The following is a 13,042-nucleotide window of genomic DNA, read 5'->3' as shown; positions in this document are numbered from 1 at the left end:
GCAGCCCGTGAGGTCTAGTCCTGTCTGGTTTCCGATCTCTCGGTGTCCTGATCCAAGGAGGCGTCCAGCGACGGGGGTTGCTCCTGCACCGGTTGCTGAACCGCGGGCGGCGCCTGCTCGGGTACCGGGGCGACCGACTGTTGGGCCCGCTCCAGGAACCGCAGCAGCTCCACCGGGAAGGGCAGTACGAGCGTGGAGTTCTTCTCCGCCGCGACCGCCACCACCGTCTGCAACAACCGCAGTTGGAGCGCCGCCGGCTGGTCGGACATCACCCCGGCGGCCTCCGCCAGCTTCTTGGACGCCTGCAGCTCCGCGTCCGCGTTGATGACCCGGGCCCGCCGCTCACGGTCGGCCTCGGCCTGCCGGGCCATCGACCGCTTCATCGTCTCCGGCAGCGATACGTCCTTGATCTCGACGCGGTCGATCTGCACACCCCAGCCCATGGCCGGGCTGTCGATCATCAGCTCCAGACCTTGGTTGAGTTTCTCGCGGTTGGACAGCAGATCGTCCAGATCGCTCTTGCCGATGATCGACCGCAGCGAGGTCTGCGCCATCTGCGAGACCGCGAAACGGTAGTCCTCGACCTGGATGATCGCGTCGGCCGCGTCCACGACCTTGAAGTAGACGACCGCGTCGACCCGCACCGTGACGTTGTCCCGGGTGATGCCCTCCTGCGCGGGCACCGGCATCGTCACGATCTGCATGTTGACCTTACGAAGCCGGTCCACGAAGGGCACGACCATCGTGAACCCGGGCCCGCGCACCTCCGAGCGCAGCCGGCCCAGCCGCAGCACCACGCCCCGTTCGTACTGTTTGACGACGCGGGCCCCGGCCATCGCATAGACCAGCCCCACGGACGCGACGGAGACTCCCGCCGCCACCAGTTCCTCGACCATCACGGCCCCCCAGGGTCCGACGTGGGCGCATCAGGCGTGTACAGCGTGTACTTCGACGGTAACTCCGTCACCTGACCAAGGGCGAGCCCCCGCACGTCAGTTGCGTGCGGGGGCTCGCCTGCTGCCGGCTGCAGATCTGACCGTGCGGAAGCCGTGTGGGGGGTGGCAGCCCGTCGGTCAGCCGACGCTCACGCCGTAGTAGTTCAGCGCCTCGACGACCGGCTGGAAGAAGGTCGTACCGCCGGAGGTGCAGTTGCCGCTGCCGCCGGAGGTCAGACCGTAGGCGACGGAACCGGCGTACAGCGGGCCGCCGCTGTCGCCACCCTCGGCGCACACCGTGGTCTGGATCATCTGGTAGACCACGTCGCCGCCGCCGTAGTTGACCGTGGCGTTCAGGGCGGTGACCCGGCCGCTGTGCGTGCCGGTGGTCGAGCCACGACGGTAGACGGTGGTGCCCACGCTGGGCGTGGCGGCGCTGGTGATGGTCTGGCTGCCGACCGCGCTCGGGTGGGCGATCGAGGAGTTGGTGTAGCGGACCAGCGCGAAGTCGTTGGTCGGGAAGCTGTAGCTGACGTTCGTGCCCAGCGTCGTGGTGTGCCCGGAGTTGGAGTACCAGGTGGAGGCGACCTCACCGCAGTGGCCGGCGGTCAGGAAGTAGTAGGTGCTCCCGCTGTGCACGTTGAAGCCGAGCGAGCAGCGGTACTGGCCGCCGTAGATGGCATCGCCACCGGTGATCAGCTTCTTGAACTTGCCGGGGGTGTGCTTGATGGTGAGGGCGGCGGCGTTGCTGCCCGCATCCTTCTTGATCTTCGCGATCTCGGCCTTCGAGACCGTGCTGTCGACGGTGACGACCACGCGGTTCGTCTTGGCGTCGACCGCCCAGGCCGTGCCCGCGATGTCGGACTTGAGGACCGACTTGTTGACACCGCTCAGCTGAGTGGCGCTGAAGGGCTGGGCGTCGGACGCGTTCGCGCTGGGGACCGCGAACGATGCGGCGGCCACGAGGCCGGTGGTGACGGCGATCAGCCGGGTCCGTCTCGTTATGCCGCTGTGGGGAGTGGTGCGCTTGATCCTCACGTTCGTCCCTCCGAAGGGAAGTCGGGGGCCCTCGTGTCGTGGGGTAGGGGCCCGTGAGGCGCAGCCGGGGGCCGCTCATCCGGATTCCGGACAAGCCGTGCCCCTGACAAGCGCTGTGGGGGAGTATTCGGCTGCACGGCCGACCGACGCAAGAGCACCTTTCGGCCGTGCAGCGTTCAACTGACGTACTCCGCACGGAGGTTGATCTTGTGCGATCCGGTGGATCGCCGGCTTCAGCGGATCCCTAGTAGATCCGGCTTCAGCGGATCCCTAGTAGATACTGACGCCGTACGCGCTGAGCGCCTCGGTCACCGGCTGGAAGAACGTCGTGCCGCCGGTCTGGCAGTCGCCGCTGCCTCCCGAGGTGATGCCGATGGCCTTGGTTCCGTCGTACAGCGGGCCGCCCGAATCGCCGGGCTCCGCACAGACGTTGGTCTGGATCATGCCGCTCACCGTGCCGCCGCCCTGGTAGTGGACCGTGACGTTCAGCGCGGTGACGGTACCGCTGTGGGTGCCGCTGGTCGAGCCGGTGCGTTTGACCGACTCACCCACGAAAGCGTTGGCGGCGCTGTAACCGCCGGGGTGGCTGAGCGCGGTGTTGTCGTAGCGCACGAGCGCGTAGTCGTTGCCGGGGAAGCTGTAGTCGGTGGTCGGGCCGATCAGCGTGGTATGCGCCTGGTTGGTGTACCAGGTCTTGGCCACCTTGCCGCAGTGGCCCGCGGTCAGGAAGTAGTACGTGCCGCCGCTGACCACGTTGAAGCCGAGCGAACAGCGGTACCGGCCGCCGTAGATGGCGTCCCCGGCGGAGAGCAGCGGGCTGAAGACGCCCGCGGAGCGCTGGACTCTGAGAGCGCCCGCGCCGGCGCCCGCGGCCTTCTTGATCTGCGCGATCTCCGTCTTCGAGACCGTGCTGTCCGCGGTGACGACGACGTGTCCGGCGGCCCGGTCGACATACCAGGCGGTGCCGCCCACCGAGGCGCTCTGTACGGCGTCCTCGACCTGGGCGAGTTGGGCGGCGCTGTGGGGAGCCTCTGCCGCCCCGGCGCTGGGCAGGGCGGCCACGGTGGTGGCGACGAGTCCCGCGGCGACGGCGAGCAGTCGGGTGCGCTTGATCCTCACTGGTCCTCCTTGTGGGAAGCGGAAGGCCCTACGGGGTGGGGGCCCGTGAGGCGCTGCCGAGAATGGCGTGTTCCTGACATGCACCGCTGGAGAGGATGACGCCGGGCACCATCACGCACAAGAGGCTCACAGCAAAGGGAACCGGATGGGCACGAGAACGCAACGCGCGCCGACGGTCGTTCCCGTCGGCGCGCGCACGTGGAAAGTCGGCTGCCTCAGAGCAGGCTTCGCTCCCCCGCCGCGATCGCGACAGCCAGTGTGTTCCCGGGCGGCGGGAAGGGGCAGATGAAGTGGTCGGCGAATGCGCACGGCGGAAGTACGGCCCGGTTGAAGTCCACCGTCGTACGCCCCTCCTCGTCGGGCGCCGCGGGGCGCAGGAACCGGAAGCGGTAACTGCTGTCCCCGCTGGTGGCGTCGGCGAAGACGGCCCACAGCGAGCCGTCGCTCTCGACCGACACCTGGAGCGTGAGGTCCTCCTCGTCCAGGGTGAAGGCGAGGACACCGCCGAGCCCGAGGCCGCGGGAGACTCCGTCCGCGTTCTCCACGCGTACGGTGCGGTCCTCGCCGTACGGCGTGAAGTGCCCCGGCACCGACCAGCCCGGATCGTACGGGGTCGCCTCGATGCCCTGGAAGGCCTCCCGCGCCGGCGCGGCGGGGTCGTAGTCGCGTACGCCCCAGATCCCCTCGCGCACCAGGACGACGAACCGGCGCTCGCCGCGCCCGACGCGGGCCCCGGCCGCCGGCCCGAGGTCGGCGTCGAGCACGACCTCGCCGGTGAAGGGCTCCCCGTCGACGGTGAGTCCGTCCTCGGCCGTCGCCGTCAGGACGACCGCGTCGTCCTTGGCGGTCCAGTGCCCGGGGATGTCCGGAAGTCGCCCCTCCGGATAGTCCTCGACCCAGTGCGTGCCCGTCAGCGCGAGCGGTCCGTAGGGCGCGGACACCGTCTCGGTGCGGTGCTCGTGCCAGTGCTTCCAGTCCTCGGATGCGTCCGTCGTCATGTGATCAACCCTTCCATACGGGCTGCGCCAACCCGAGGTGTGAGCGCAGCGTCGTGCCCGTGTATTCCGTGCGGAACGCGCCGCGCTCCTGGAGCAGCGGCACTACCCGGTCCACGAACTCGTCGAGTCCGCCGGGTGTCAGATGCGGTACGAGGATGAAGCCGTCGGCGGCATCCGTCCGGACGAACTCGTCCAGCTCGGCGGCGACCGTGTCCGGAGTGCCGATGAAGGACTGCCGCCCGGAAGCCTCGATGACGGTCTGTCGGATGGACAGGCCCTTCTCGCGCGAGAGGGTCCGCCATTTCTCCGCGACCGCGAGGGGGTCACCGACGCGCACCCGGCCCTGCACCATGGTCGACTCGGGATCCGGGTCGATGTCGGGCAGGGGGCCGTCGGGATCGTACGAGGAGAGGTCGACGCCCCAGATCTGCTCCAGGGTGAGGATCGCGTTCTGCGGCGAGATCTGCCGCCGCCTGATCTCGGCGGCACGCTCCTGCGCCTCGGCGACCGTGTCACCGAGCACGAAGGTGACCCCGGGCATGATCTTCAGATCCTCGGGCGCCCGCCCGTACGTCGCGAGCCGCCCCTTCACATCCGCGTAGAACGCCCGGCCCTCCTCCAGGGTGCCGTGCCGCGTGAAGACGACGTCGGCGGCGGACGCGGCGAACTCACGGCCCGGGGGCGAGTCCCCGGCCTGGATGACGACGGGGTGCCCCTGCGGCGAGCGCGGCACGGTGAACTCGCCCGCGATGTCGAAGTGCCGCCCCCGGTGCGCGAACGGGCGGGGCAGGCCTTCGGGCGTCCAGGAGTCCCACAGCTCCCGTGCCGTCGCCACGAATTCGGCGGCGCGGGTGATGGGGGTCCCCCCGCTCGAGCGAAGCCGAGAGTGGGGGAGATCGGCGCGGTCGAGACAGCCCCCGCGCCGGAAGTTCTCCCCGGTGAAGGCGTCCGACGACGTCACCACGTTCCAGGCGGCCCGGCCCCCGCTGAGGTGGTCCAACGAGGCCAGCCTGCGGGCGAGTTCGTACGGCTCGTTGAACGTCGCGTTGACCGTGGCGGCGAGCCCCAGCCGCTCGGTGACGGCGGCGAGCGCGCTCAGTACGGTGAGGGACTCCGGGCGCCCCACGACGTCGAGATCGTGGATACGCCCCTTGTGCTCGCGCAGCCGCAGCCCCTCGGCGAGGAAGAAGAAGTCGAAGAGTCCGCGTTCGGCGGTACGGGCGAGGTGCTCGAAGGAGGCGAACTCGATCTGGGACTTGGCGCGCGGGTCCGCCCAGACGGTGGTGTTGTTGACACCGGGGAAGTGGGCGGCGAGGTGGATCTCCTTGCGAGGCCGTACGGTCATGACGCTCCCCCTGCCACGGCGTACTGGTTGGCGGGCCGGGCAAGACCCAGGTGCTCCCTGAGCGTGCTGCCCGGATAGAAGGTGCGGAACAGACCGCGGTGCTGGAGCAGCGCGACCGTTCCGTTGACGAGCCGCTCCAGGTCACGGCGCGGCTCGACGGGCGTGAGGTGGAAGCCGTCGGCGGCGTCGGCACCGTGCCAGGCGGCGATCAGCTCGGCGAGGTCGACGGGGCCGCCGCGGTACAGCGGGCCCTGCGCGCTCTGCCGGGACCCACCCCCGCCTCCCCCCAGTTCTCGGCTTCGCTCGAACAGGGGGGACCTCCATCCCGGCTCGGCCGCACACTCGCCGTCACCGAGGTCGACGGTGAGGCCGACGAGGACGCGCAGGTCGTCGGGGCTTCGCCCGAACTCGGCTGCCGTGTGCCGCAATTCGTCCCGTAGAGCGCGCGCCTGTGCCGGGCCGGTGACCCGGACGAGCGCCACGTCGGCGTACCGGGCGGCGATCCGCCGGGCCGGTCCGTCGGTCGCGTCGACGACTCGTACGGGGTGGCCCTGCGGGGGCCGCGGCACGATCGAGGGCCCCTTCACGGAGAAGGTGGCGCCCTCGAAGTCGACGTAGTGCAGCTTGTCGCGGTCGATGAAACGGCCCGTGGCCTCGTCGCGTATCTCGGCGTCGTCCTGCCAGCTGTCCCAGAGCCGGCCGGCCACGTCGGCGACTTCACCGGCCTCCTGCCACAGCGCGTGGAGCGAAGCCGAGGGCTCGGGGGAGGCGTGGCGCCGGCCGAACAGCCGGGCCTCGCGCTCGGTCGTCGACACGTCGATCCGCCAGCCGGCCCGGCCACGGCTGACCCAGTCGAGGGTCGCGACGGCCGCCTGGACGTGGAAGGGCTCGGTGTGCGTGACGGTGACAGTGGGCACCAGACCGATCCGGCCGGTGGCGGGCGCTACCCGGGAGAGCACGCCGAGTCCGTCGAGCCCGGGACGCGCGAAGCTGTCGCCGAGTGTCACGAAGTCGAGCGCGCCGCGCTCCGCGAGTTGCGCGAGCTCCACGTGCGAGGCGGCGTCGTAGGCCGCCTGCTGATCGAGGGCGGCGGCCAGGTGCAGAAGCGCCCGGCCGTGCGGTGCGGTCATGCGGGTGAACCTTTCTGAGGGGGGTGGCTTCGGATGTCCAAGGCGGCTGGATTCACAGGACCTTGGAGAGGAACGTGCGCGTGCGCTCGTGCCGCGGCCTGTCGAGTACGTCCCCGGGGGCGCCCTGCTCGACGACCCGGCCGTCGTCCATGAAGACCACGGTGTCGGCGACCTCGCGGGCGAACCCGATCTCGTGGGTGACGACGATCATCGTGGTGCCCCGGTGGGCCAGGTCCTTGATGACGTCGAGGACTTCACCGACCAGCTCGGGGTCGAGCGCCGAGGTCGGTTCGTCGAAGAGCAGCAGCCTCGGTTCCAGGGCGAGCGCGCGGGCGATGGCGACTCTCTGCTGCTGGCCGCCAGAGAGCTGCTTCGGGTAGGCGTCGGCCTTGTCGGCGAGCCCGACCCGGTCGAGCAGCCCGCGCGCGGTCTCCACGGCGTCCTTGCGCGGCCGCTTCAGGGCGGAGACCGGCGCCTCGACGATGTTGTCCAGCACGGTGAGGTGCGGAAAGAGGTTGAAGTTCTGGAAGACGAAACCGATCCGGGTGCGCTGCTTGAGGATCTCGCGCTCGGGCAGCTCGCGCAGCCGGTCGCCGGAGCGCCGGTAGCCGATGAGTGAGCCGTCGACACGGATCCGGCCCCGGTCGACCTTCTCCAGGTGGTTGATGGTGCGCAGCAGCGTCGACTTGCCCGAGCCGGAGGGCCCGAGGATCACGGCGACCTCTCCGGTGCGCACGGCGAGGTCGACGCCTTTGAGCACCTCCAGCGAACCGAAGCTCTTGTACACGGACTTGATGTCGACCATGGCCGACGCGGGGATCGTGGGCGCGCTCATCGGGGTTCCTCAGGGGTGGGGTGGTCTGGGGCGGGACGCGTTCAGGCGGCGGCGCGACAGGACAGCGCGCGCAGGAACGCCAGCGCGGCACGCGCCGTCGCGTCGTTCTGCCGGAAGGCGGGGCCACCGGTGCGCGGCCGGGTGAACGCGCCCGAGCCCCGGGCATCGGTGTGCGGGCCGAGCGCGAAGCGCCGGGGGTGCGGGGTGCCGGAGCGGTCCAGGACCCGCCCGTCGGCGGCATCCACGGCGAGCAGTCCCTCGGGGGTCGCGGCGGCCCCGTCGGCGTACAGCTCCCGCAGCAGTGCGTCCCGCGTGCGCTCGATGGTGGGATGCGGCAGCCGCGCCTCGACGAGTGCGCGTGCCTCGATCGTGACGCCGGGCACGGTCGCGCTGCCCGCCCGGAAGACCCCGTCCTCGGCGGTGACGGTCATGTCGGCACCTACGAACTTCAGGATCCCGGCCCGCGACAGCGCGAGCATCTGACGCAGCCGCGGGCCGGGCGGCCCCGAGGCCAGGTAGCTGAAGAACCCGTGCCACCAGGAGCCGATGTCGCCGAGCCGGACCAGCTGCCCGTAGACGGAGAGCAGACCGAGGAAGACGGCCAGGTCGGGACTGTGCGAGGGATCGTGGCGTCTTCTCAGATCTGTCTCGATGTATCCGCGCAGGCCGCTTTGGAGCTCCTCGTGCGAGGTGTACCGCACCCCGTCCAGCGGGTGGTCGAGGGCGGCCAGGTCCAGCCGGTCGGTGGGGTCCGGCACTGCGGACGCCACCAGCGCCTGGATCTCGACGCCTTCCGCGGCCGCGTACTTCTCCTCGAAGTCCGTCCAGGCGATCCGGGTGCGCTCGGGGTGGGCGGCGAAGAGCCGGTGGTAGTGCGCGAACCCCAGCTCCTTCTCGACCAGCGGCCAGACGTCCCGCCGGAAGTCGAGGCCTTCCCCACCCCCGGCTTCGCTCGAGCGGGGGGACCCCCCTGGGCGCGCGAGGAGCTGGTCGACTTCGGCGGGCCCGAAGAACCGCGGCAGCGGGGGCCGTTCGCCCTCCCAGCCGTAGCCGATCTTGGAGTGGTAGGGGACCCCGCGTCGCGAGCCGACGTACAGAATCGGCTCCCGCCCGGACGGGTGGTACGTCTGCCCGTCGTAGCGCCCGCCGCGCCCCTCCGTCAGCAGCACCATCAGGTCGACGAAGGCGAGCCCGAAGCCGCGGACGAGGACGGGTTCTCCGGGGGCCAGGGCGGACAGGTCGCTGTCGGCGGTGAAGTCCGGCGGCAGATGGAGCAGCCCGTGCTCATCTGCGTACGTGGCCAACTCTCGCTGTTCATCGTCGAGTTCGGCGTCGAGGTGGCCGACGGACAGCACCACGAGGTCGGCGAGAAGCGGGCGCGACCGGCCCTCCAGCCACACCTGCTGGCGCCCTTCGCGGGGTCCGTTGACACGCAGGGCGCGGCGCGGATGATGCCGGACCCGGATGCCTGGCGGCAGGGCGGCCACGGCACGCTCGTACACCCAGCGCAGGTACGCACCCTGTCGTGGCCGGTCCGCGAAGGTGCGCCCGCCGAGGCTCGCCCATTCGTGCAGGGTGGGGCCTTCGAGCACCGGACCGGCCATGTCCACCGTCTCGTCGGTGAACATCGTGACGTCCTGGGCCTCGGAGTTCATCCACAGCAGCGGCGACTGCTCCTCGCGCCAGATGCGTCCGGCGCCCGGCGGATAGGGGTCGACGACATGGATGTCGAAGCCTTCGATGCCGCCGGTGCCCGAATCGCCGTACAGCTCGGGCACGTTGGCGGCGATCCGCTCCAGCAGACCGGTCCCCCGCGGCCCGGCTCCCACGATCACCAGCGAGGGACGTCCGGTACTCATCGGCCGCGCTCCGAACCGCGCGCGTAGTGCTTCTCCACGTAGTGCTGGCCGACGCCGAGCACCGAGGTGACGATGACGTACCAGAGCGTGGCCACCATCAGGAGCGGCATGACCTGGTAGGTGCGGTGGTAGACGAGCTGCGCGGAGTAGAGCAGGTCCTGGACGGCGATGACGCTGACGATGGAGGTGCCCTTGAGGGTGCCGATCAGCATGTTCCCGGCCGGCGGCACGATCGAGCGCATCGCCTGCGGCAGCACGATCTTCCACCAGCGGCGCCGGCGGCTCAGGCCCAGCGCCTGCGCGGCCTCGATCTGGCCTCGGTCGACGGAGAGGATGCCGCCGCGCACCACCTCTGCGGCGTACGCGGCCTCATGCAGGGTGAGGCCGAGGACGGCGACGGTGACCGGGCCGAGCAGATTCACCGTCTTCACGCCGAGGATCTGCGGGTAGAGCGCCCCGATGTTGAACCAGAACAGCAGCTGCACCAGGATCGGCATCGACCGGAACAGCCAGACGTAACCCCAGCTCACCGCCCGCAGCACGGGGTTGGCGGACAGCCGGAACGCGGCGAGCAGAGTGCCGAGCGCGAAACCGAGCGCCGTCACGACCGCGGTCAGCCAGAGAGTGAGCCAGAGGCCGCGCAGGACGGAGGCCGAGGTGAAGTAGTCGCCGACGACGCCCCACTGGAACGCGTCATTGCGCACTACGGAGTTGAGGCCGAGCCCGAGCAGGGCCAGGACGACGGCGGCGGCTGTCCACTGGCCGGGACGGCGCTGCGGGACGATGCGCAAGGGCGTCGCTTCGTCCGGGTCTTCGGGTGCGGCCGCGGCGGCCTTGGTAAGGGTGTCGGAGGACATGCGAAGGCTCCGTGATGCGTCGGGATCGAACGCGGCTGATGCCTTCACACGGAGCGCCACGAGGCGCATACGGCCGAGCCCCTCAGCAGGACCGTCCACCGAGAGTACGGGGACGTTTCCCCTCACTGTCAAGGCTGTCCATACTGTGAGCGTTACGTCTCAACGCAGTTGACGCGGAAACGGATGCCTGTTCCACTTGGGCCCATGAATCGGCAGCAGTGGCTGGTCACGCGCTCCCACATCGACTTCGGTCGAGTGTGGTCCTCGTCCTGTTGAGCTGACCCCCTGCGCGCCCGCTTCCGACGGGCGCCTTCGCGTTCTCCCTCGCCTTCACACGCGCACCCCTCCCCTCGCGCTCCCTTTCTCGCCTTCTGCTTCCAGGAGACCGCACACCATGCGTACGCCCACGCGTGCCCGCAATCGATATTTTGCGCCCTTTGTCCTGATCACTTCGACGACTCTGCTCCTCACCGCGTGCGGCTCCGGCTCGGACGACTCCGCCGGCGGCACCGACCGAGCCGCGGCCAAGGCGGAGAAGATCCCGACCACCGACGTCGTCTCCGCCGTCAGGAAGGACGAGGCCGCCGCCGGGCTGCTGCCCTCCGGAGTGCGGAGCCTCACCCTTGCGGTCAGCGTCGGCGGTACGCCGCCCGGCACCACGTACCTGGCCGACGGCAAGACCCTGACCGGCCAGGACGTCGACTTCGCGCACGCCGTCGCCAAGGTGCTCGGCATCGAACTCACCACGGAACAGGCCTCGTTCGAGGCGATCCTGCCGGCCCTCGGCAGCGGCAAGTACGACGTCGGGGCCAGCAACTTCGGCGTGACCGACGAGCGCCGCAAGGTGATCGACTTCGTCACGTACATCAACGACGGCCAGGGCTTCGCCACCCGCACGGACAGCAAACTCACGAAGGTCACCGACCTCGAGCAGCTGTGCGGCCTGAACGTCGCGACCGCCGCGGGGACGACCTTCGAGGCGACGCTGGAGGAGAACAAGAAGGTCTGCTCCGACTCCGGCAAGAAGGCGTACCAGGTGCAGACCTACAGCGAGCAGGGCGCGATCTGGTCCTCGCTGCAACAGGGCCGCAGCGACATCGTGATGAGCACGATCAACGGCCTGCGCTACGCCGTCGCCCACCAGCAGGGCGTCAAGTTCCTCAACGAGTTCCACCGCCTCGACGTCGGCTTCGCCTTCAAGAAGGGCACGAAGCTGGCGCCCGCCTTCCAGGCCGCCGTGAACAAGCTCATCGCCGACGGGACCTACGACAAGATCCTGAAGAAGTGGGGCACGACGGGTTCGGCGATCGAGAAGTCCCAGATCTCCCCGCCGGAACTGAAGAACTGAGGCGTACGGTGCCTTCCCCGCGCCCTGTGCGGAAACGCCCCGTCAGGGGCGCGGGGCTCTGACAGCATGCGGCGCCGCCGCGTGGGCGCGACCGGCCACACAGGCCCGGCCGCCTACGCGATCCTCACAATCCGCAGTCGCAGCACGAGCAGCACTCACAGCATTCGCAACACTCGCAGGCCTCGCAGCAGTTGCAGTCACAGTCGCAGTTGCTGAGGCACCCCTCGCGCTTCCTGCGCGACCACGGGCCCTCGTACTCGTCGGCGCAGCACACCTTGCAGGTGCAGCACAGCCCGATCGCGGCCGCGCATCCGGCCCAGAAGCCGCGCTTGCCGGGCGTCGGCGGCTGGAAGGAGGGCCCGCCGCCGAAGGGGTTGCCGCCGCCGACGTACGGATTCTGGGGCGCACCGTGCTGGGGCGGCGGGCCGAAGGAAGCGTCGGGCCCGAGCGAGCCCTCCGGCGCATGCCCGCACCCCGACGTCCCGAACGCCCGGTCCACCGACCTCCGAAGCTCATGCGCGAGCAGCACATGCACCAGCTTGCTGTCGGCGCTGTGCTTCCCCGAGGAGACCCCGGACCCCCAGACCACTTCGCGCAGCGCGAGCCGTATCCCCTGCAGGGCGTCATCGGCGAGCCGACGCGCCTCGGCCGACGACGTCCCCGTGGCCGTCAGCGGGTTCCATGCCCCCGACGCGGCGTCAGTCTCCCTGTCCTCCACGGCATCCAGGAGATGCGCGAGCCGTCCGAAGAGCCGTCCGGCCTCGGCGAGCGGCTCGGCGTTGCCGGGACGCCCGGCCAGCACGGCGGTGTGCGCGAAGGCCGCGGCGGTGGCGGTCTCGGTCGGCTCGGTGACGGTCAGCAGCGGCGTTCCGAGCCCGGCCAGTGTCTCGATGCCGACCTGCCGGTCCACGGCGTCGATGAGGACGGCGGTGTCGAAGCCGACGTCGGAGCCGGTCCGGGCACCGGCCTTCCCCCAGCTCGCGGCGACCCGGCGCGCGGCGAGCGCCACCGGCTTGCGAGCCAAAAGACCGTCGCCGTCGACGACATGGTCACGCACCTTCGCCGAGGCGAGCACCAGCGAGACGGCGGCGGCGAGCCGGGCGCCCTCGCCCTGCGCGACCGACGCGGTGCGCATGCCCCGCAGCGGACAGGGGCCGGCGGTCCTTCGCCATCCCGTCGTGCGCTCGGCCTGAGCCTCCGTCAAAACCGATATCAGCAGCCCGTCGTAGTTGGTGACGACCCTGGCGAATTGACCGTGGTCCCCGCGCAGCGCGAGACACAGCCCGCACAAATGCGCCATCCATTGCGTCTTGAGTCCTTCACCGAGGCGGTGGCTGCAGGGCCTCACGATTCCGAACACGACACTCCCCCGTGACACGTACGACGTTGAGCTGCGGCATCGTATCGACCCCTCCGTTCACCCGTACGCACCGACCGTCACCCGAACGCCGTGAGAAATCATATTTCACTCTCAGTCAGCAGCCGTACACAGCACGACCCTTGGGACACGCGGGCTCTCGACGGATTCGCTGTGCACCAGTACCGTCACGAAACCCCCGCGCGGCGTCTATCCACTTG

At 70.2% G+C, this 13,042-nt stretch carries 11 protein-coding genes; 1 reads left to right on the top strand and 10 read right to left on the bottom strand.

Annotated features, from left to right (window positions below):
• Positions 1–14 precede the first annotated feature (14 nt).
• The 9 genes from IEY95_RS41950 to IEY95_RS41910 all read right to left on the bottom strand — a co-directional run bounded on the left by IEY95_RS41950 (position 15) and on the right by IEY95_RS41910 (position 10,116).
• Entirely contained in the window at positions 15–896 is an 882-nt protein-coding gene (locus IEY95_RS41950; RefSeq protein WP_189191583.1) for a slipin family protein, read from the bottom strand.
• Between the two features lie 177 nt (positions 897–1,073).
• Positions 1,074–1,973, bottom strand: coding sequence for a S1 family peptidase (locus IEY95_RS41945; protein ID WP_189191513.1), 900 nt, complete (start codon positions 1,971–1,973; stop codon positions 1,074–1,076).
• Between the two features lie 270 nt (positions 1,974–2,243).
• Positions 2,244–3,092: a S1 family peptidase gene (locus tag IEY95_RS41940; RefSeq protein WP_189191512.1), complete on the bottom strand. Its 849-nt coding sequence runs from the start codon at positions 3,090–3,092 to the stop codon at positions 2,244–2,246.
• A 215-nt stretch (positions 3,093–3,307) separates the two neighbouring features.
• The gene (locus tag IEY95_RS41935; RefSeq protein WP_189191511.1) at positions 3,308–4,090 is read right to left on the bottom strand and encodes a DUF1684 domain-containing protein; all 783 of its coding nucleotides are present in this window, start codon (positions 4,088–4,090) and stop codon (positions 3,308–3,310) included.
• A gap of 4 nt (positions 4,091–4,094) precedes the next feature.
• Entirely contained in the window at positions 4,095–5,435 is a 1,341-nt protein-coding gene (locus IEY95_RS41930) for an NtaA/DmoA family FMN-dependent monooxygenase (RefSeq protein WP_189191510.1), read from the bottom strand.
• Positions 5,432–6,565 (bottom strand): LLM class flavin-dependent oxidoreductase, encoded by a 1,134-nt coding sequence (locus tag IEY95_RS41925; protein ID WP_189191509.1) that lies wholly within the window; start codon positions 6,563–6,565, stop codon positions 5,432–5,434. The genes IEY95_RS41930 and IEY95_RS41925 overlap by 4 nt, the downstream gene beginning before the upstream one ends.
• A gap of 52 nt (positions 6,566–6,617) precedes the next feature.
• Positions 6,618–7,400: an amino acid ABC transporter ATP-binding protein gene (locus tag IEY95_RS41920; protein ID WP_308429405.1), complete on the bottom strand. Its 783-nt coding sequence runs from the start codon at positions 7,398–7,400 to the stop codon at positions 6,618–6,620.
• A gap of 41 nt (positions 7,401–7,441) precedes the next feature.
• The gene (locus tag IEY95_RS41915) at positions 7,442–9,259 is read right to left on the bottom strand and encodes an FAD/NAD(P)-binding protein (RefSeq protein ID WP_189191508.1); all 1,818 of its coding nucleotides are present in this window, start codon (positions 9,257–9,259) and stop codon (positions 7,442–7,444) included.
• The gene (locus IEY95_RS41910; RefSeq protein WP_189191507.1) at positions 9,256–10,116 is read right to left on the bottom strand and encodes an amino acid ABC transporter permease; all 861 of its coding nucleotides are present in this window, start codon (positions 10,114–10,116) and stop codon (positions 9,256–9,258) included. Before IEY95_RS41910 ends, IEY95_RS41915 begins: the two co-directional genes overlap by 4 nt.
• A 394-nt stretch (positions 10,117–10,510) precedes the next feature.
• On the opposite strand from IEY95_RS41910, the gene IEY95_RS41905 reads away from it, so the two are divergent.
• Entirely contained in the window at positions 10,511–11,464 is a 954-nt protein-coding gene (locus IEY95_RS41905; RefSeq protein ID WP_189191506.1) for an ABC transporter substrate-binding protein, read from the top strand.
• A 124-nt stretch (positions 11,465–11,588) separates the two neighbouring features.
• Here IEY95_RS41905 and IEY95_RS41900 read toward each other — a convergent pair whose 3' ends face one another.
• A complete protein-coding gene (locus tag IEY95_RS41900) occupies positions 11,589–12,824 on the bottom strand; it encodes a DUF5685 family protein (protein ID WP_189191505.1) in 1,236 nt (411 codons plus the stop codon).
• Positions 12,825–13,042 lie beyond the last annotated feature (218 nt).

It is taken from the genome of Streptomyces albiflavescens, from assembly GCF_014645835.1.
Classification (GTDB): domain Bacteria; phylum Actinomycetota; class Actinomycetes; order Streptomycetales; family Streptomycetaceae; genus Streptomyces; species Streptomyces albiflavescens.
Note: the sequence above shows the minus strand (reverse complement) of the source record. Positions and strands in the feature narration are given on the sequence as shown.